21 protein-coding genes and 2 tRNA genes are annotated in these 18,761 nt (G+C 63.8%); 18 read left to right on the forward strand and 5 right to left on the reverse strand.

Annotation, left to right across the window (positions count from 1 at the left end; translation table 11 throughout):
- The first annotated feature begins 85 nt into the window (after window positions 1-85).
- The 5 genes from Q0X62_RS07910 to gltX all read left to right on the forward strand — a co-directional run bounded on the left by Q0X62_RS07910 (window position 86) and on the right by gltX (window position 4,928).
- Window positions 86-1,744, forward strand: a complete 1,659-nt coding sequence (locus Q0X62_RS07910) for an NAD+ synthase (protein ID WP_297733733.1) — start codon at window positions 86-88, stop codon at window positions 1,742-1,744.
- A 349-nt stretch (window positions 1,745-2,093) separates the two neighbouring features.
- Window positions 2,094-2,501 (forward strand): hypothetical protein, encoded by a 408-nt coding sequence (locus Q0X62_RS07915; RefSeq protein WP_297733736.1) that lies wholly within the window; start codon window positions 2,094-2,096, stop codon window positions 2,499-2,501.
- Window positions 2,498-2,935, forward strand: coding sequence for a hypothetical protein (locus Q0X62_RS07920; RefSeq protein ID WP_297733739.1), 438 nt, complete (start codon window positions 2,498-2,500; stop codon window positions 2,933-2,935). Before Q0X62_RS07915 ends, Q0X62_RS07920 begins: the two co-directional genes overlap by 4 nt.
- 56 nt (window positions 2,936-2,991) lie before the next feature.
- Window positions 2,992-3,501 (forward strand): hypothetical protein, encoded by a 510-nt coding sequence (locus Q0X62_RS07925; RefSeq protein ID WP_297733742.1) that lies wholly within the window; start codon window positions 2,992-2,994, stop codon window positions 3,499-3,501.
- Between the two features lie 89 nt (window positions 3,502-3,590).
- Window positions 3,591-4,928, forward strand: a complete 1,338-nt coding sequence (gltX, locus tag Q0X62_RS07930; protein WP_297733745.1) for a glutamate--tRNA ligase — start codon at window positions 3,591-3,593, stop codon at window positions 4,926-4,928.
- Here gltX and Q0X62_RS07935 read toward each other — a convergent pair.
- On the reverse strand, window positions 4,925-6,304 hold the full coding sequence (locus Q0X62_RS07935) for a serine hydrolase (protein WP_297733748.1): 1,380 nt from the start codon (window positions 6,302-6,304) through the stop codon (window positions 4,925-4,927). The genes gltX and Q0X62_RS07935 overlap by 4 nt on opposite strands.
- Window positions 6,305-6,506: 202 nt before the next feature.
- Between Q0X62_RS07935 and Q0X62_RS07940 the strand changes: the two genes are divergently transcribed.
- From Q0X62_RS07940 to Q0X62_RS07950, 3 genes are read left to right on the forward strand one after another with little or no spacing between them, the layout of a single operon-like run.
- Window positions 6,507-7,430 (forward strand): alpha/beta hydrolase, encoded by a 924-nt coding sequence (locus tag Q0X62_RS07940; RefSeq protein WP_297733751.1) that lies wholly within the window; start codon window positions 6,507-6,509, stop codon window positions 7,428-7,430.
- Between the two features lie 2 nt (window positions 7,431-7,432).
- On the forward strand, window positions 7,433-7,822 hold the full coding sequence (locus Q0X62_RS07945) for a hypothetical protein (protein ID WP_297733754.1): 390 nt from the start codon (window positions 7,433-7,435) through the stop codon (window positions 7,820-7,822).
- A complete protein-coding gene (locus tag Q0X62_RS07950) occupies window positions 7,819-8,022 on the forward strand; it encodes a helix-turn-helix transcriptional regulator (protein WP_297733757.1) in 204 nt (67 codons plus the stop codon). Before Q0X62_RS07945 ends, Q0X62_RS07950 begins: the two co-directional genes overlap by 4 nt.
- Here the strand turns inward: Q0X62_RS07950 and Q0X62_RS07955 are convergent, their stop codons facing one another.
- Complete coding sequence (locus Q0X62_RS07955; protein WP_297733759.1) at window positions 8,023-8,622, reverse strand: TIGR00730 family Rossman fold protein; 600 nt, start codon at window positions 8,620-8,622, stop codon at window positions 8,023-8,025. It abuts the gene before it with no gap.
- Between the two features lie 120 nt (window positions 8,623-8,742).
- On the opposite strand from Q0X62_RS07955, the gene Q0X62_RS07960 reads away from it, so the two are divergent.
- From Q0X62_RS07960 to Q0X62_RS07990, 7 genes are all read left to right on the forward strand, one after another.
- Window positions 8,743-9,762, forward strand: coding sequence for a LysM peptidoglycan-binding domain-containing protein (locus Q0X62_RS07960; RefSeq protein WP_297733762.1), 1,020 nt, complete (start codon window positions 8,743-8,745; stop codon window positions 9,760-9,762).
- Window positions 9,763-9,767: 5 nt separating this feature from the next.
- Window positions 9,768-10,139, forward strand: a complete 372-nt coding sequence (locus Q0X62_RS07965) for a hypothetical protein (protein WP_297733764.1) — start codon at window positions 9,768-9,770, stop codon at window positions 10,137-10,139.
- Window positions 10,140-10,234: 95 nt separating this feature from the next.
- Window positions 10,235-10,582: a PadR family transcriptional regulator gene (locus Q0X62_RS07970; RefSeq protein WP_297733767.1), complete on the forward strand. Its 348-nt coding sequence runs from the start codon at window positions 10,235-10,237 to the stop codon at window positions 10,580-10,582.
- Window positions 10,579-11,544: a hypothetical protein gene (locus Q0X62_RS07975; RefSeq protein WP_297733769.1), complete on the forward strand. Its 966-nt coding sequence runs from the start codon at window positions 10,579-10,581 to the stop codon at window positions 11,542-11,544. The genes Q0X62_RS07970 and Q0X62_RS07975 overlap by 4 nt, the downstream gene beginning before the upstream one ends.
- A 67-nt stretch (window positions 11,545-11,611) precedes the next feature.
- Window positions 11,612-13,519 (forward strand): ABC transporter ATP-binding protein/permease, encoded by a 1,908-nt coding sequence (locus Q0X62_RS07980; RefSeq protein ID WP_297733772.1) that lies wholly within the window; start codon window positions 11,612-11,614, stop codon window positions 13,517-13,519.
- 56 nt (window positions 13,520-13,575) lie between these two features.
- Complete coding sequence (locus tag Q0X62_RS07985) at window positions 13,576-14,274, forward strand: hypothetical protein (RefSeq protein ID WP_297733775.1); 699 nt, start codon at window positions 13,576-13,578, stop codon at window positions 14,272-14,274.
- Window positions 14,271-14,993, forward strand: coding sequence for a prephenate dehydrogenase/arogenate dehydrogenase family protein (locus Q0X62_RS07990; protein ID WP_297733777.1), 723 nt, complete (start codon window positions 14,271-14,273; stop codon window positions 14,991-14,993). The genes Q0X62_RS07985 and Q0X62_RS07990 overlap by 4 nt, the downstream gene beginning before the upstream one ends.
- Window positions 14,994-15,075: 82 nt before the next feature.
- On the opposite strand, the gene Q0X62_RS07995 is transcribed toward Q0X62_RS07990, so the two are convergent.
- A tRNA-Asn gene (locus Q0X62_RS07995) sits at window positions 15,076-15,151 on the reverse strand.
- A gap of 369 nt (window positions 15,152-15,520) precedes the next feature.
- Here Q0X62_RS07995 and Q0X62_RS08000 point away from each other — a divergent pair.
- On the forward strand, window positions 15,521-15,871 hold the full coding sequence (locus Q0X62_RS08000; RefSeq protein ID WP_297733780.1) for a DUF962 domain-containing protein: 351 nt from the start codon (window positions 15,521-15,523) through the stop codon (window positions 15,869-15,871).
- A gap of 37 nt (window positions 15,872-15,908) precedes the next feature.
- Window positions 15,909-16,049: a DUF2256 domain-containing protein gene (locus tag Q0X62_RS08005; protein WP_297733783.1), complete on the forward strand. Its 141-nt coding sequence runs from the start codon at window positions 15,909-15,911 to the stop codon at window positions 16,047-16,049.
- A 1-nt stretch (window position 16,050) separates the two neighbouring features.
- On the opposite strand, the gene Q0X62_RS08010 is transcribed toward Q0X62_RS08005, so the two are convergent.
- On the reverse strand, window positions 16,051-17,571 hold the full coding sequence (locus tag Q0X62_RS08010) for a cryptochrome/photolyase family protein (protein WP_297733786.1): 1,521 nt from the start codon (window positions 17,569-17,571) through the stop codon (window positions 16,051-16,053).
- A 71-nt stretch (window positions 17,572-17,642) separates the two neighbouring features.
- Here Q0X62_RS08010 and Q0X62_RS08015 point away from each other — a divergent pair, with 71 nt between their 5' ends.
- Window positions 17,643-18,344, forward strand: a complete 702-nt coding sequence (locus Q0X62_RS08015) for an SDR family NAD(P)-dependent oxidoreductase (protein ID WP_297733789.1) — start codon at window positions 17,643-17,645, stop codon at window positions 18,342-18,344.
- A gap of 40 nt (window positions 18,345-18,384) precedes the next feature.
- Here the strand turns inward: Q0X62_RS08015 and Q0X62_RS08020 are convergent.
- Window positions 18,385-18,458: transfer RNA gene (locus Q0X62_RS08020), tRNA-Cys, on the reverse strand.
- Between the last annotated feature and the right edge of the window lie 303 nt (window positions 18,459-18,761).

An 18,761-nucleotide genomic window follows, 5' to 3' on the forward strand; every position in this document is an offset into this window, starting at 1 on the left:
CCGGCGCCGCAGGACCGGCCAGACTCAGACCGCGATGCGCGCGAGAATACTTGCCGTTGCCCGCGGCGCGGTCTAAGTCGCGCGCATGACTGATCGCATCCTGCTCGTAACCGCCCAGCTCAACCCGGTTGTTGGGGATATTGCGGGCAATCTGGCCAAGGTCCGCGCTGCCCATGCCGAGGCGCGCACGCGTGGCGGCGACATGGTCCTCTTCCCGGAAATGTTCCTGATGGGCTATCCGCCCGAGGACCTGGTGCTCAAGCCCTCAGCGGTGGAAGCCTGCCGTACAGCCCTGGACGAGCTTGCCGCGATCACTCGCGAGGGCCCGGCCATTCTCATCGGCCTGCCCTGGCGCCAGAACAAGCGCCTGCACAACGCCGTTGCGCTGCTCGATGAGGGGCGGCTGGTCGCGCTGCGCTTCAAACATGAATTGCCCAATTATGCGGTCTTCGACGAGAAGCGCGTTTTCGAGCCGGGTCCGGTGCCGGAGATCGTCAAATGGCGCGGCATCAAGCTCGGCCTGCCTATTTGCGAGGACTTGTGGCTGGGCGTCGTGCCCGAGGCGCTGATTGCGAAGGGGGCGGAGATGATCATCACCCTCAATGGATCGCCCTGGCGTCGCACGATCGAGCGCGAGCGCAACCAGGCCTTCTCCGCCTGGTTTGACAAGTGGGACAGCCCCAAGGCGATGATCTTCGTCAACCAGGTAGGCGGTCAGGACGAGCTTGTCTTCGACGGCGCTTCCTTCTCGCGCGACAGTGAGGGGCGGGAGGTCCAGCGCCTGCCGGCCTTCGAGGAATGCATCGACGCGGTCGAATGGGTGAAGACGGACAAGGGCTGGTTTGGCGCTGGCGGCAAGATGGTCTCGGTGAAGTCCGGCCTCGAGGCGGACTGGAAAGCCATGACGCTCGCCTTGCGCGATTATATCGACAAGAACGGCTTCCCCGGGGTCGTGCTGGGCATGTCCGGCGGCATCGACAGTGCCATCTCGGCGGCCATTGCCGTCGACGCCCTGGGAGCGGACAGGGTCTGGGCGGTAATGATGCCGTCGAAATACACCAGCCAGGAAAGCCTGGAAGATGCCAAGGCCTGTGCCGAGGCGCTGGGCGTGCGCTATGACATCATCGATGTCGAGCCAACGATCGCCTCCTTCAATGCCATCCTGTCGACGCCCTTCAAGGGTACCCAGCCCGACACGACCGAGGAAAACCTGCAATCGCGGGCCCGCGGCGTGGTCTTGATGGCCCTGTCCAACAAGTTCGGGCCGATGGTCCTTTCGACCGGCAACAAGTCGGAAATGGCGGTCGGCTATGCCACCCTCTATGGCGACATGAATGGCGGCTATAACGCCCTCAAGGACATCTACAAGACGGAAGTTTTCGAACTGGCCTGGTGGCGCAATTCGGCCAATCACCAGGTCGGCCTCGGCCCGGTCGGCCAGGTTATTCCCGAGCGCATTATCACCAAGCCACCTTCAGCCGAGCTTGCCGAGGACCAGAAGGACGAGGATAGCCTGCCGCCCTATGACGTGCTCGATGCCATCCTCTATGGTCTCGTCGAGGAAGAACGCGCGGTCCGCGATCTGGTCGCGGACGGTCATGATGAGGCCGAGGTCAAGCGCATCGAAAACCTGCTTTACCGCGCTGAATACAAGCGCCGTCAGGCCCCGCCCGGCGTCAAGATCGGCCCCAAGAATTTCGGCCGCGACCGGAGGTATCCGATCACGAACAGGTTTCGGAACTAGGGGCGACGGTCCTTCCCCTTGATGGGGAAGGTGGCGCGTCGCGGAGCGATGCGTCGGACAGGTTGAGGCGCGCCATCGTTCCGACACCGACCGCCCATCACCCACTCGGTCTCGACGCTGCGCGCCGGTCCACCGCGCCCGTTGAGGGCGAGGACCTGTGCAAAGCGTACCCCTGGTGCGCATTCATCCATAAACCGCTTGCCGGGACTGCGCCGTATCCGGTCTTGGTGACCGGTTCGCGCTTTGCGCATATGTCCAGATCCCCTGCGTCACCCTGCCTCATTCATATAGTCTGTAATTTCTGTCAAAACAGAAATGGGAAGATCAATCGAAGTAGAGGGGCTGAGACATGGTAGCGAACACGACACCAGCACCGGTCGAGGTAGATGTGGGGGCGGGTTTGAAGGCGTGGTTCGTGGCCTGCGTCGCGGTTTCGGGCACAGTCAGTCTTTTCGTCGGTATGGGCCTTGCCCCGGTCGCACCGCTTGTATTCATCATCGCACTTGTGGTGACGATGGCGCTGACCGGAATCCCCGCCATTCTCCTGGTCAATCTTGTCCGGGGCCTCGGATTGAAGCGAGGTTATACCGACGCTGGCATTCCCGCCGTGCTGAGCCTGCTGGTTTCGGCGGCCTGGCTTGGCGGGGACCCGGCCGCATTCCTTTTTGCCCTGTTGGGCGCGCTCGGTAGCAGTGCCTACTGGGTCGCCGCAGGGAAACCGCGCGCAAATCAATTGATGAATGGAGAAACCTCGTGACCGCGACCACACGCCCGCCCTTCAGCCTCGCCGGGACGCTCCGGAACCTGTTCGCTTGGCTCGTGGCCGCACTCCTGTCCGGTCTGGCCATCATTGTCGGGTTTGCTGTTGTCGGTGGGATTGAGGCTGGCCGACTGGACCCGCTCGACAGCGATTTCCTGGAAGCCCTCATCCCCGGCAGCCTCTTCATCGGGCTCTATGTCGCCGCGCTGACGGCGCTGCCGACTGTGATCCTGACTTGGGTGAGGCGCGCGGCCGGCTGGTACGGCCTTGCCTCCCATCTCCTGATGGGCGCGCTGACCGGGGCGGCCACGATCCAGATTTTTGGGTTTCCGCTCCAGTACGGCCTGGAAGGCCTGCCCATGACCGGTTTCTTTGCGGCTGCAGGACTAGTCGGCGGCGTGGTGTACTGGCGGCTGTCGGTGCGGCCTTAATTCGGTCGCGAGCCGTGGCTTGAGTGTCGCGCACCCGCCTCAGGAGGACACCCGCCATGCCCACAGTGTTCCAGCGCTTTTTCGGTCGCAATGCGTGGCGCGCGATCGGGGCCTGGCTGCTGACCTGCTATCTGGCCGCTGTGGTGGTGATTGCCGGGTTTGCCTTCATTGGCGCGATCGATGCGGCCAGCGATCCGGGGCGGCAGGCTTACTGGGGCAGCGTCACAATGGCGCCTGTCTGGGGGGCATTCGCCGGTGGTGTCACGGCTGCTGTCTCGGCGCTGCCGGTCTGGGGCTTGGTCAGTCTGTTTCGCGTCATGAAATGGTCGCGACCGCTCTGTGAGCTCGTCGCCGGTGCGCTGCTCTCGGTGGTATTTCTGCGAATGCTGGTCGGCGCCTTGGCCTTCGGCGCCGCTGCGGGACCACGGCCTTTCCCGCTTTGGCTCTATCTGGTCTTCCTCGTCATCGGCGCGGCCGCCGGCTGGTGCTATTGGCGGTTGGCCGGGCGTCCCGGACGCGCGACCGATGTGGCCGAGGAGGCGATGAAGGCGCGCATCTTCGACTAGCGAGCCCGCCCCCATCCGCACCCCCCGCTTGCCCCTTTGCCCTGACAGCGCTAAGCCCTGCGCCTCAATCTCTGTGAGGCTCCACGTCGATGACCAAAGTCCGTTTTGCGCCCAGCCCGACCGGCAAGCTTCATGTCGGCAATGTCCGCACCGCGATCTTCAACTATCTGTTCGCGCGCAAGTCGGGTGGCACCTTTGTGCTGCGCATTGACGATACCGATGTCGAGCGCTCGACCCAGGCTTTCGAGGACGGCATCCGCGCCGACCTGACCTGGCTGGGCATTTCCTGGGACGAGACCTTCAAACAGTCTGACCGCTTTGATCGTTATGCCGCGGCGGCGGAAAAGCTGAAGGCCGAGGGCTTGCTCTACCCGTGCTATGAGACCGGCGATGAGCTGGACCGCAAGCGTCGCCTGCAAATGGCCAATGGCCGGCCGCCGGTCTATGACCGCGCCGCTCTGGCCCTCACCGATGACGAAAAGGCCGCCTTCGAGGCTGAAGGGCGCAAGCCGCATTGGCGTTTCAAACTGTCGGGCAATCCGGTCCAGTGGGACGACATGGTGCGCGGCCATGTCTCGATCGCGACGTCGTCCCTGTCGGACCCGATCCTGATCCGCGAGGACGGCTCCTATCTCTACACCCTGCCCAGCGTGGTCGATGATATCGAAGCCGATATCACCCACATCATCCGGGGTGAGGATCACACCACCAATTCCGGCGCCCAGATTGAAATCTTTGAAGCCCTTGGCGGCAAGGCGCCGCTCTTTGGACACCAGGCCCTGCTGGTCGGTGCCGATGGCGGCAAGTTGTCCAAGCGTCTCGGTTCGCTCGGGATCCAGGAATTGCGCGATGCGGAAGGCCTCGAGCCAATGGCGATCATGTCGCTGCTGGCCAAGATCGGCACCTCCGACCCGGTTGACGCCTTTGCGGATGTTGACGGGCTTCTGGAAGGCTTTGACCTCGGCAAGCTGTCCCGTTCGCCGGCCCGCTTTGATGATGAAGAGCTGAAGCGTGTGAACGCCAAACTCCTGCACGCCATGCCCTATGCGGCGGCCCAGCCGCGCCTGGCCGAGCTGGGTGCCGACAAGGGCGAGGCGGTCTGGGAGGCTGTGCGTCCGAATCTGGAAATCCTGGCCGATGTGAAAGCCTGGGCCGCGCTGATCGATGGCCCGGTCACCCCGGTGATCGAGGAGGCGGACTATGCCGCGGTTGCGGCCGATTATTTGCCCGCTGGCGAGCTTGACAGTGATAGCTGGTCGGTCTGGACCAATGCCCTGAAGGAGGCCACCGGCCGCAAGGGCAAGCAACTCTTCATGCCCTTGCGGCTCATGCTGACGGGTGAACCGCGCGGTCCGGAAATGGCCGTTCTCTTGCCACTCATCGGTCGCGAGACGGTTCTCAAGCGTTTGGCGGGTGAGGCGGCCTAATCACAGCTATCCGCCGTGCGCCGGAAGGCGCGGACCCAGCTGCCCAAAGCCAGGATCTCGCCGCGCGCGTCGAAATAGAGGCGATAGCGGGCTCGCACGTTGCCGTCTGCATCCAGCCCCACCAGCCCCGTCTCGCCATCGCGATGCAGGCTCAGCGTCCGGCCGCGACTGTCGATACGGGGGGCGCCGTCTCGCTCATAAACGCACAGGCTTGGCAGGTCATCGGCTTGTGTATAGAGCCCGGCCAGGCGCGGCATGGACGCGACGTCACCGCTCATCGGGCCGCTTGGTGAGGTTGGGCTTGGGGGCGCTGACGGGATGAGTGTTTCCAGCAGGGCAGTTCGGTCAAAGCCCTCACCATTGGCCAGCAGCGCGATCGCCAGATTGTCATCTGGCAAGGCCAGCACATTGGCGCGATAGCCGGGCAGGCCACCGGAGTGGAACCAAGCGCGGTGTCCGGCGAACGTGCCGATCATCACGCCATAGCCATAACCGAAGCCGGTCGCCGTCTCCTCGGCGCGGACATGGTCCGTGACCAGGCGTTCGCTCAGGCCGGCGGGCCAGACGCGTTCGCCGTCAATGATCCCGTCCTGCATCAGCGCGGCCAGGAAGCGCCCCACATCGGCGGCGCTAGTATACATCATGCCGGAGGGCCATTCGGCCCGGTTTTCGGGATTTCGTTCGAGCGGTGTGCCCTGCCAGTGCGGTGCGGCCCAGCCGAGCGCTTGGGCCCGCGCGGTTTCGAATGTGCTGTGGTCCATCGAGAGAGGGGACAGGACAAGCCGCTCGAGCGCGACATCAAAGGGTTCGCTCGCCATGCGCTCCAGAACATAGCCTGCGATATTGTAGCCGATATTGGAGTAGCTGAAGGCCGTGCCCGGCGGCAGGTAGAGTGTGTCCGGCTCGAGGGCGAGAATGGCGTCACGCAGCGCGGCGGCGTCGAGACGGCCAAAATCATCCGTGCGGTCCACCAGCCCGCCGGTATGGGTCAGCAATTGGTGCAGGGTGATCGGATGCAGAAATCCGGGCAGGTCCGGTGCCAGGCTTCCGATAGGGGTGTCGAGCGAAACCCCGTCAATCTCTGCCTGGCGCAGCACCGCAGCGGCCACCACCATTTTGAGCGTCGATGCCGACCGGAATGGACTGGTCGGTGAAAGGGGCCGACCGGTTTCCGTGTCTGCCGTACCAAGCGTGATGATGTCTGACACGCGATCAGCTTCGACCAGCGCCACGGCGAGCCCGGGCGCGGCCGGGTCGCTCATCTGCCGCTCGGCTTCCGCAAGGAAGGCGGCAGAAATCGGTGCGGGGTCCGTCTCGGCGGTCTGGACTAGAAGGGTGAGGCTGGCGAGCGCTGGCGAGAGAAGGGTCAGTAACATCGACATTCCACTTGACGCAGGGAGGCTGATACAGCCCGGGAGCGCCGGAGATTGCCCATCGACAGCTTCACGCTCCAATCAAGTCTGTGCGAGTCTCGTTTAGAATGGCCAGCATGACTTATTGTCATGTTGTCTTGACAATTCTGGATCGGAATATCAGGTAAGCATGACAATAAGTCATGAAAAGCTGATGGAGAAACTCATGAAAGCGCGCAGACCCGGACGAATGAGTATGGCCGGTTGGATCGGGATCATGGTGGCGATCGTGACCGCAACCATGGTCGCCCGCAGCGAGGCCCAGGATCTGGCGACCCTGGAGATCGAACGAAACGGTTCGGGCGAGGGCCGGACCGTGGTGTTCATTCCAGGGCTCGCAACCCCGGGCGACGTCTGGGACTCGACCGTCGCGGCGCTGGGCCCGGATATCGACGCCCATGTTGTGACCCTGGCCGGTTTCGGCGATGTGCCGGCCGTGCCGCGCGGCGAAGCCGGTGTCATCGGCAGTGCGGTCGCAGATCTGGATCGCTGGCTTGAGTCCGAAGGCCTCGACGACGTCGTCCTCGTTGGTCACTCCATGGGCGCGCAGATTGCCTTGCAGATCGCCGCGAGCGCGCCAGAACGCGTCAGCGACGTTGTCGTGGTCGACAGTGCGCCCTTCTTCGCCCGGCTCTTCAATCCGGCGATCACGCCGGGCCAGGCGGCAGCTTATGCGGCCGGCGTCTCAGCGCAGATGGCGGCCGCGCCGCGGGAACAATTCCTCGCCATGTCCCGACAGGGCCTTCCGGTCCAGTCGATCACTGAGGCCGGACAGGCGCAGGTCATGAGCTGGATGGAACAAGCCGATCAGGCCGTTGTCAGTGCCGCGATGGGCGAGGTCATGGCAACGGACTACAGCCCGGTCCTGTCGGATGTCGCCGCGCCGGTCACCGTGCTCATTGCCTGGAGCGAGGGCTCGCCGATGAGCGCGGACCAGCTCGAATCCGTCTATGCAAGGCAATATGCCGGTTTGGCCTCGCTGGACCTGCTGCGGATCGATGGCTCGCGCCACTTCATCATGCTCGACCAGCCGGACAGGTTCCGATCCGCACTGGGTGCTGTGATTGTGCGCCAGAATGAGGAGAATTGATCATGGCCGAGAACGTCAAGCGCTACATGATCCGCTTCACCGCCTCGATGGTGGCCTACATGCTGATCCTGATCAGCTCGGTCTCCTGGCTGGGGTCCAACGAGACCGGACCCCTGATGCGCGGCGCGGTGGCCCTGATGCCTGTCATACCCGGCCTGTTCGCCTTGTGGGCCGTGGTCGTGTTCTATCGCTCGATTGACGAATTCAAGCAGCGCCTGATCGCCGAGGCGATGATCATCGCAGCCTTGTTGATGGGGTTCGGCAGCTTCGCCTACGGTTTCCTGGAAGGTGCTCTAGCACTACCCGCCTTCCCGACAATCTGGATATTCCCGACCTTGATCGGCTTTTGGGGCCTGGTCGGCTGCTTCCAGAAATATGTGGTGTACCGGTGAGGAACCGGCTGCGCGTGCTGCGCGCCGAGCGCCGCTGGAGCCAGGCCGAGCTGGGTGAACGGGTAAATGTGTCGCGCCAGGCCATCAATGCGGTTGAAACCGGCAAGCATGACCCGTCCCTGACCCTGGCCTTTGCCCTGGCCGGTGCGTTCGACCTGACGATTGAAGACGTCTTCGACCCGAAAGGCGAGGCGGACTGATCAGTCCGCCTTTTCGGCCTTCGCCGTGTCCTGCTCGTCGAGCTGGGCGCAAATGCGGGCGATTGCCAGGTCAGCCCGGTCAATCAGATCGACATGGTCGGCCAGGGATTGCGGGGTGAACCCTTCTTTGACCGTGTGAGCGATGAGGTCGATGAAGGGGGCCCAGAAGCCGTCCGTGTTGAGGAAAACGATCGGCTTGTCCTGCAAGCCCAGCTGCTGGCGCGAAATGACGTCGAAGACTTCTTCCAGCGTTCCGGTTCCGCCGGGCAGGATGATGTAGGCGTCGCTCTCGGCGATGAGCAGGCTCTTGCGCTCGCTCATCGTCTCCACGATCTTGATCTCGACCCCCTCGAGATGACCCTCGCGGGCGATCAGGAAGCCGGGAATGATTCCGTATACTGACCCGCCCTCGGCGGCGGCGGTCGAGGCGGAAATCCCCATCAGGCCGACATCGCCCCCCCCATAGACCAGACGGCATTCCGCTTGGGCGATGGCGCGGCCGACCGCCTCCGCGGCATCTGCATAGGATTTGCGTTCACCCATACGTGATCCGCAGAAGACACCAATCGACCTTAGTTTTGCCATCGTCACATCACTCATATTTGCTTTATCGAACCGGGATGCTATTCGCCGAAGGCTGACGGCGCGAGGTTTGCATCCAGTTCCGGTATGCCGGAGCGCACTTTTGTGTCCAGCCGAATTGACGACGGGAGAGCCGCCATGACCGCCACGCGGTCGTTTATCATCGCTGCAGCCCTTGCCGCGCTGGCGATTGCCGCCGCGCTGGCCTTCATCATGTATCGTCCCGGGCCCGCCGACGATGGAGCGCCTGCGCCCGCGGTCGGCAATCCGGTGTCTCCTGCCGGGACAACAACCCAGCCCGATCCGAGCGATGCCATGCTGGCGGCTCCGGTTTTCGACATTGTCCGTGTGGCTCCGGCCGGTACCGCGGTCGTCGCGGGCCGTGGTGAACCCGGCGCGGCCATTCAACTGCTGGCCAATGATGTCGCGCTGGAATTCGACAATGCCAGTTCGCGCACCGATCGCATGCCGATCAACGAGCGCGGCGAGTGGGTGATCATTCTGAATGATCCGCTGCCCTCCGGTGCGGTCGAGCTGTCCTTGCTGATGACCGCCCAGGACGGGCGCGAATTGCGCTCGGAACAGGTCGTCGTGGTCTCCATCCCGGAACAGCGTGGTCCGACCCCGCTGGTCGTGGTCGGTCGTCCGGGCGAAGCCAGTCGTGTCTGGCAATGTCCGTCCTGTTCTACGGGTGAAATGGGTCCACTGGTGCTGGAAACCGTCGATTATGACGAGACCGGCGCCGTGATCTTCTCCGGCCGCGCGGAAGCTGGCACCCAAGTCCGCATCTATGCCAATGGCGCCCAGGTCGGCGAGACCAATGTCGGACGCGATGGTCGCTGGACCTTGCAGGCCGGGGCGCTTCTGGCGCCGGGCGTTTATGACCTCCAGATCGACCAGGTCGATGAAGACGGCCATGTCAGTGCGGTCATTGTCCTGCCGTTCGAGCGCGTCGCAGCCGAGGATCTCAATATGGGGCCCAATTCGGTGGTTGTTCAGCCGGGCAATTCGCTCTGGCGCCTGGCGCGCCGACTCTATGGCGAAGGCGTGCAGTACACCGTCATCTATGAGGCCAATCGTGAGCAGATCCGGGATCCGGACCTGATCTATCCTGGCCAAGTGCTCGAAGCTCCGACAGAAGACGGGCAGGGCGGCTAGCCTCGATGGGCGATCCTGAAAAGGACCTCCCGCTCGACCTGGATTCCTCGCCCTGGCGCCGTTGGTCTCCCATCCTGCTGGATGTGGGCGTGGTCCTTGTCGGTCTGCATATCATCCATGCCCTGCTGATTGCGTTCTATCCGTACGGGGTCATGGTGGGGTGGTCCCGGGACCCCGGCGATACACAGCTTGGGCCGTTGGCGGCGATCCTGACCGGCATGACGGGCAGCTGGATCGGCTTTGCCGCCTTCGGCTTTGGTCTGCTGCTCCTTCGGGTCGGAAGCGGCCTGCTCGGCTGGCACCGGCTGGTTTTCTGTATCTGCCCATTGCTTATTCCCGTGCTCTGGCATGCCTGGACCCGGGCCGACCTCGCCTGAGGCCGGCGCTCGGATGCGGGTAAACTCCAGGCCTGACACCCTGTCTCCGGGAGATTCTCATTGCTTACTGTGCGACTCACAGTACAGTGCGGCATATGGTAGAGACTGATGACCCCTTCGCGAAGCTTGAACTCGAATTGCGCCGCGGTGCGATCGTGCTGGCGGCCCTGTCGCAGCTGACCCGCGCTCAATACGGCTACTCCCTGCGCCAGGCGCTGGCGGCGCGAGGCATGGAGATCGAGGAGGGCACGCTTTATCCGCTTTTGCGGCGGCTGGAGACGCAGGGCGTGCTGGTCAGCGAGTGGCGGACCGGAGAGGGGGCGCCGCGGCGCTACTACACGCTGAGCGAGGACGGGCAGCATCTCTACTCCCGGCTTTCAAAATCATGGCACGCGCTTGGCGCGGTTATGGACGGACTTGTCACGGATGGAGCGGACCAATGACTGCCCAGGAACTGATTGCCCGCTATGTGCAGGCGGTGACCCGGCGTTTGCCGGCAAGGCGACGCGCCGATATCGGCGCCGAATTGTCGGCCCTCCTGAACGAAGAACTCGCCGGGCGGGCGCCGGGGGGCGAGCCCGACGCGGCGACGGCGGAGGCTTTGTTGCTGGGGTTCGGGCATCCGGAAACCGTGGCGCTCAGCTATCACCGGCCGGCTCAAGTGATCGAGGCCTTTGACGCATGTCTATTCCGCAAGCTGGCCGTGATCCTGGTCGGTGCCCTGGCGGTCCTCGGGCTGGGCGTTGCATTGTCCGATCCGGCGGCGCGATCCGACCCGTCTTTCGGCAGCCGGATCGCTGACGAGACGTTGGCGGCAACCCTTCAATGCCTTGGCGGATTACTGGTCGTGTTCTGGATCGTCGGCTTTGCCCGTCGTCATTGGCTGCGGGGTAAATGGTCGCCGACTGCGCTGCCTCCGGTTCGTGATCCGGCTGCGGTCAACCGGCCCTTGATGGTCGCCTCGACCGCCTTCTGGTCGGCCGGCCTGGCGATCCTGGTCGTTGGTCCGGCACAGGTCATGGCGGGTTTGACGAGCGGCGCTGCCCCGACCGCCCTGCTCGACGCCTTCGCCTATGATCCGGCCTTCGCGGCGGAGCGCGCGCCGGTCCTGTGGGGCCTGCTGGCGCTGTCCATTCTCGTCCCTGCCTGGCAAGCGCTTGCCGGCCGCGTGACGCGGTCCTCACGCCGCGTCGAGGCAGTGCTGACCCTGATACTCTCGGCGGCCCTCTTCCAGATGGTGCTGGCCGGCGATGTCTTTGCCGCCGAGCCGACCAATGAATACATGAAGCTAGCCATGGCCTTGTTCGGAGGCTGGGGGCTGATCAGCAGTATCACGGCATTGCATCGGGAATGGCGCAACCATCGCGGAGCGGTCATAGTCGGCGCGCAGTCCGCTCCCGATTGAGTCGGCGGAGATCATTGGCACACCGCTCACTGGCGCGTGACACCGCCACGCCCTATCTCTAGTCGTCATGAGACCGACAGCCCCAGATAGTGCGGAAGACGCCAAAGTGGCGCCCAAGGGGGCGCTCGGGCTGACCATGCTGCGCCTTTTCGCCCTGCTGGCCTCGCCGGACATGGCCAAATGGCGCTTTCGCATGGGCCTGGCGCTGGTCCTGACAATCATCGCCAAGCTCTTTTCCGTGGGCGCGCCGATCCTGTTTGGTGACGGGATCAATCTGATCGTGGAGGCCACCGGCGGCGGCGGCGGCGGCGGCGCGGCGGGAGAGGGGAGTCAGGGCAGCACGCTCTGGCCCGGCGTCCTCACGACTTTCTCGCTGGCCTTCATCGCCTATGCCGTAGCGCGCTTCATGTCGGTCGGGGCGCCGCAATTGCGCGACGCGCTGTTCTCGCCGGTCAGCCAGGACGCCCAGCGCCTGACCGCAGTGCGGGCTTTCGCCCATGTCCAGCGTCTGTCCATCGGCTATCACCAGACCAAGCGCACCGGCGCCCTGCAGCGCATCATCGAACGCGGCGCCCGTGCCGTCGATTTCCTGATGCGCTTCTTGATTTTCAACATCGCGCCGACCCTGTTCGAGCTGACGCTGGCGGCGATCGTGCTCAGTGCCAATTACGGCTGGGAGTTCGCAGTCATCGCGGTGGTCACCATCGCGGTCTATATGGGCCTGACCTGGTCGATGACTGAATGGCGCGTCGTCATCCGGCGGCAGATGAATGAGGCCGATAATGAAGCCTCGGCCCGCGCCGTAGACGGGCTGATCAATTTCGAGACGGTGAAAGCCTTCGCCGCCGAAGAACGCGAGAGCGAGGCCTATAATTCGGCGATGACGCGCTATGCCAGCGCCGCGGCGAAGTCCCAGTCCTCGCTGGCCTTGCTCAACGGATTGCAGGCCCTGGTGATGAATGCCGGCCTCCTGGCCATGGCGCTCACGGCTGGCTGGAAAGCCTATAATGGCGTGCTCGGCGTCGGCGATGTGGCGGCGGTGACCATGGTGCTGATGAATATCTATCAGCCGCTGAACATCCTTGGCTGGGCCTATCGCGAGATCAAGCAGGGCGCGGTCGACATGGAGCGTGTTTATGAGACGCTGGCGCTGGAGCCCGATGTCGATGATGCGCCGGATGCCCGACCGCTGAAGCTGGCCGGCGGGGCGGTGCGCTTCGAGGATGTGGCCTTCACCCATGATGGGCGCTCGCGCTCGCTGGGCGGGGTGAGCATGGATATACCCGCCGGCGGCTTTGTCGGGATTTGCGGACCCTCGGGTGCCGGCAAGTCGACCGTGCTGCGCCTGCTCTTCCGCTTTTATGATCCCGAGCAGGGGCGGGTGCTGATCGATGGCCAGGACCTGCGTGGCATTGCCCAGACCAGCTTGCGCGATGCGCTCGGCCTCGTGCCGCAGGATGTGGTGCTGTTCAATGACACGCTCCGCGCCAACGTCATCTATGGCAAGCCGGATGCCAGCGAGGCGGAGATCGAGGCCGTGCTGGAGCGTGCGCATCTCTCGGATTTCGTACGCGGCCTGCCGGAGGGTCTGGAGACACTGGTCGGCGAACGTGGCCTGAAACTCTCGGGCGGCGAGAAACAGCGCGTCGGTGTGGCCCGCGCCATCCTCAAGGACCCGGCCGTGCTGATCCTCGACGAGGCGACCTCGGCGTTGGACAGTCAGACCGAGGGCGAGGTCCAGGCCGCGCTCAGCGATGCCGCCCGGGGCCGGACCACGATTGCCGTCGCCCACCGCCTCTCGACTATTGCCGGAGCGGACCGGATTTTCGTGCTCGATGCCGGTCGTGTGGCGGAAGCGGGCACGCATGATGAGCTGCTCGCCCTGAACGGGCTCTATGCCGATATGTGGCGGCTTCAGAGCGAAGCGGTCTCTGCGGCGGGCGAGACGCTGGAAACGGCTCGCATGGCCGAATAGGCGTTGTCTTTGCCGCCATGCTGCCTAGTCTGCTCACAGCAGCGCGGGGGCGTCTCATGGACATGATTTTAGAGGGCTGGCAGGCCTTTTCTGGCTCGGGTGTCGGGCAGGTTCTGACCTCGCCGGAGGCCCAGCGAAGTTATGCGTGGCTTGGTCTTGGGCTCGGATTTATCGGGTTCTTGTTGCTGGCGCGCCGACAATTGAATGTGCTTGAGGGCTTCAAGGAGAGTGATCTTCTGCTCCAAAAGCGCGGCCGCCGACCAACACGCCCGGACTCTATCGACAAGCGGATTGTGGAATTGCGAGAAACACGCGCCACCGCCCGCCGCCAAGCCGTGCTTCGGGCGTTTGGCCTCGTTGCCCTCGGTATCGGTGGGCCATCCCTTCTTCTTTTTATCGTTATCTGGTCACATCCTTGGCTTCTTCCGGGCTATGCCGACCCGGTGACCGGTGCTGCGGGCTATCCCGCGTCGGGGGCGGCCATTGGGGTCTTCCTGGCTGACCAGGTGTTTCGGGGTGCCCTCGGCGATGTGCCGGAAGTGTTCGGGCTTGGATTCGCGCCGCTGGAGAACAATCCGGCCAATCTGATCGTTTCCTCCCTTGTCGTCGCCTACCGAGCAACCGCCGGCCTGGTGTCAGTGGGCGTCCTCTACCTGTTCTGGCGCGTATGGCGTGGCTCGCGACAGGTGGACCGAATTGTCGGCCAGCTGGCCGCCGATCGCGATTCCGCTCACGCGGAGAGCGCCGGGACATGACATCGAGCCTTTCCGTCGGCCTGATCGGCGCGGGCGCTTTCGGGCGTCTGGCGGCGAGCCATCTCGTCCCCCATCTCGATCTGGTCGTCCATGACCCGGCAGTTACCGCGCTGGACGGCGTGACGCTTGTCTCGCTCGCAGAGGCGGCGTCGCGCCCGGTCGTGATCCTGGCGGTGCCTGTGCAGGTCATGGCGGAGGTGTGCCGCGAGATTGCGCCCCTCATTCAGCCGGGGGCGCTGGTGATGGATGTCGCCTCGGTGAAGCTGGAACCGATGGCGGCGATGCGCACCGAGCTGCCCGACACCACCCGTATTCTCGGGACCCACCCGCTTTTCGGCCCGCAGAGCGCGGCGCACGGGCTGGCAGGACAATCCATCGTTCTGTGTCCCGAGCCGGGCGTGGACCCGTCCTGTGTGGCGAATTTCCTGCGCGATGACTTGCGGCTCGATGTGCATGTGTCCGACGCTGACACCCATGACCGCACCATGGCCAGCGTGCAGGCCCTGACCCATCTGGTCTCCAAGGTCATCACCGATCTCGACCTGCCGGCTGCGCCCTATACGACGCGCAGCTATGAGCTTCTGAAACAGGCGGCGGATCTGGTCGCGGGTGACAGCGACGCGCTGTTCCGCGCCATCGAGCGCCACAACCCGCATGCTGCTGATTTGCGAGCGCGATTCTTCCGGACGGCACGGGCGCTGGACGAGCGGCTGGAATAGGGCGGCTTGCTGAAATCCGGCATGAAAAAGCCCGCCGGAGAGCGGGCCATTCAGCCCCGCGAGGCGGGGTAGGACTTGAGAATGGCTCCTCGGGACGGGCTCGAACCGCCGACCCGGTGATTAACAGTCACCTGCTCTACCAACTGAGCTACCGAGGAACATGTGCTCTCAAGCGAGGCCCGGCTTTTATCAGAGCTTTTGCTCGGGGCGCAAGCACCCTTGTGTGCAAGAAGCAGCAAGTGGGTGCAAAAAAAATCGGGAGCCGCTGGGGCTCCCGAAAAGGCATTGGGTGGATGGTGGGGTGTCTTCACGGGAAGACGCACTCAAAATCAGCCCCGAACCCTTAAAGCGGAGTTAATGGGATCGGGAGAATTGGGGATTTGGTTTATTGTCCTTGCCTGTTTCCTAATGGAATCATGGAAATACGTGGAAAACGCCACAGACATCATTCACCATGATAACGGCCCGCATTCGGGCGAGAAAGCTGCCGTGCTACTGATTCGGCAGGCGAATCACCGGAGGTGACCATGCGCGAACACGCCACATTCGAATCATTCTGGCCCTTTTACCTGCGCGAACACGCCAAGCCCTGGACGCGGGCCTGGCATTTCGTCGGCTCGACCCTGGCCATATTCGTCCTGATCTACGCGCTGGCTTCGCAGACCTGGTGGCTGCTTCTGGCCGTGCCGGTCTCGGGCTATTTCTTCGCCTGGGTCAGTCATGCCTTCGTTGAGCGCAACAAGCCGGCGACCTTCACCTATCCACTTTGGTCGCTCATCGGTGATTACCGCATGTACGGCCTCTTCCTCGCCGGGCGCCTGGATGCCGAGCTGGAGAAGGCGGGCGTGACCACCGGCGAACAGGCGAGTGAAGGCTAGGACTGGTCCGCGCGCCGCCGGGCACTAGGTTCGGCTCATGGCCCGCCACATCTCCAGACAACCCAAACCGGCCAAGATCTGCGCGAGCTGCGGTCGGCCGTTCGAATGGCGCCGCAAATGGGCGGCGGTCTGGGATGAGGTCAAATACTGCTCCGACCGCTGCCGCCGGGCGCGGTGAGCTAAAGCGCGGCGAGGACGTCGCGGGCCCGATCACGATAGGCTTGGCGCTTGGCGTCATCCATCCGGTCCCAATTGTGATAGACCGGGCCCAGACGCGGATTGCTGCGCAACGTGTCGGCATTGCGGTCGAGAAAGTCCCAGTAGAGCGAATTGAACGGGCAGCTGTCCGGCCCCGTCTTGTCCTTCACATTATAGCGGCAATCGCCGCAATAATCGGACATGCGATCGATATAGGCGCCGCTCGCGGCATAGGGTTTCGAGCCCAGCAGACCGCCATCGGCAAATTGCGACATGCCGATCGTATTGGGCGCCTCGACCCATTCAAAGGCATCCACATAGACCGCCAGATACCATTCATGCAGGGCGTGCGGATCGATGCCGGCGATCAGGGCAAATGTGCCCGTCACCATCAGGCGCTGGATATGGTGGGCATAGGCCTCGCGGCGTGTCTGGTCGATCGCGGCCGCGAGGCAGGCCATGTCGGTCTCACCACTCCAGTAGAAGTCGGGCAGGGGGCGTTCAGCGCCCAAAGCATTGCGGCGGACATAGTCGGGACCTTCGCGCCAATAGATGCCGCGCACATATTCGCGCCAGCCAATGATTTGGCGGATGAAGCCCTCGGCCGAGTTGAGCGGTACATCGCCGGCCCGCCAGGCCGCGTCGACACGCTGGCAGACGGCGAGCGGATCGAGCAGGCCGATATTGATGTACGCGGAAAGCACGGAGTGCCAGAGAAAGGCTTCACCGCGCAGCATGGCGTCCTGATAGGGCCCAAACTCGGCCAAAGCCGTGGCGATGAAATGGCCCAGAGCGAGTTCGGCCTGGTCAGTCGTGACAGCAAAGCGGAAGGGTTCCAGGTCGCCGAAGCCGTCGGGAAAGCGATCAGCCACCATGTCCAGTACTTCGCGGGTGATGGCATCGGGCTCGACGCTGTGGGGGCGAGGCATGAAGAGGTCGTCGGTGGCCGGCCTGCGGTTCTCGGCATCGTAATTCCATTTCCCGCCGGCCGGCTTGTCGCCCTCCATCAGCAAGCCGGTTTCGCGCCGCATCTCACGGTAGAAATATTCCATGCGCAGCTGTTTGCGCCCTTCCGCCCAGCTGGCGAACCGGTCGTGCGAGCACAAGAAGCGGTCGTCTTCCAGGACCACAACGGGCAATCCAAACCGGTCGTGCCAGGTTTCGAATTCCCGACGCAGGCGCCATTCGCCCGGTTCGGTAATGATCAGGCGGTCATAGGTGTTCGCGGCCAGCGCGCGCTCGATCCCGTCGGCGAAATCGGCGCAGGGCTTGTCCTGGTCGAGGCGGTGATAGATGACCTTCCGGCCTTCGGCTTGCCGAGCCGCTGCGAAATGGCGCATGGCCGAGAAGATGAGCACCATCTTCTTGCGATGGTGCCAGACATAATCCGTCTCGCTGATTGCCTCGACCATGAGGATATCGGCATCCTCGGGCCGGGTCTGGCGCAGGCTTGGCAGGCCGGGGCTGAGCTGGTCGCCCAGAACGAGCACAAGATCAGTCATGTGGCATCCCTCATCCACTCACCCGTTCGATACGTAGACAGTGCTCAAGCAGACCAGCAGATGGTGAGCCGATGAGCAGGACAACAGCCCGATTGGCCGTGGTGATCGGCGCGACCGGCGGGGTGGGCGCAGCCCTGGTCTCGGCCCTGATCGCACATGACGCCTATGACCGCGTGATCTGCCTGTCGCGCGGATCGACTCCGGCTGTGGATCTCGAAAAGCCCGACAGTTTGTCCGGAGCGGCCGACTGGCTGGTCAATCAGCCGGGCGAGATTCGTCTGGTCATTGACGCCACTGGCTTCCTGCACGACGCGAAATTTTCGCCCGAGCGGAGCTTGCGCGATCTTGACCCGGCCCATCTGCACAAGGCTTTCGCCATCAATGCGGTCGGGCCGGCCTTGCTGATGAGACACATCCTGCCTCTCCTGCCGCGCAAGGGGCGGGCGGTATTCGCGACCCTGTCGGCGCGGGTAGGCTCGATCGGTGATAACCGGCTCGGAGGCTGGCATGCCTATCGCGCCTCGAAATCAGCGCTGAACCAGTTCGTGCGTGGTGCGGCCATCGAATTGTCGCGCAAGCGACCGGAAGCAATTTGCGTGGCCCTGCACCCGGGTACGGTCGACACCAGATTGTCAGCGCCCTTTTCCAAATCCGGCCTGGATGTCCGCCCGGCAGGGGAGGCAGCCTCGGATATCCTGCGCGTGATCGAGGCCCTGAGCGTAGACCAGAGCGGCGGCTTTTTCGACCACAAGGGTGAGCCCGTCCCGTATTGAGCGGGCGGTTGATTATCGGTCGGGAAATTCGCGGGAAGGCTGGAGGCACCGCCCGGAATCGAACCGGGGTACACGGATTTGCAATCCGCTGCGTCACCACTCCGCCACGGTGCCAAGCCTTGCGAGCCGGGAGCTATAGCGCTCTCGCGCGGCGCGAGCAATCCGGCTTTGTCACCTGTCGGGCAGTGGAGTGTGGGTTGCGGCGCCCAAGCGCACAGTTTTGGCTCCGCACGCATCAATCGCCGGAGGGATGGGAGGGGAACGGGATGTCGGCCAATGCCGATAACCGGTTGATTTGAATAACGTGACATCGCCGACATCCCGTCCGCGGAGTTTTCCCGGGCTGTCTCCACCCCGATTCCAACACGCCAGGTAGATGGGGTCGGTCGTTTAGTGCCCCGCGACCTGATCGCACGC

Origin of the sequence: uncultured Maricaulis sp., from assembly GCF_947259345.1 — a bacterium.
In the GTDB taxonomy this organism is placed as follows: domain Bacteria; phylum Pseudomonadota; class Alphaproteobacteria; order Caulobacterales; family Maricaulaceae; genus Maricaulis.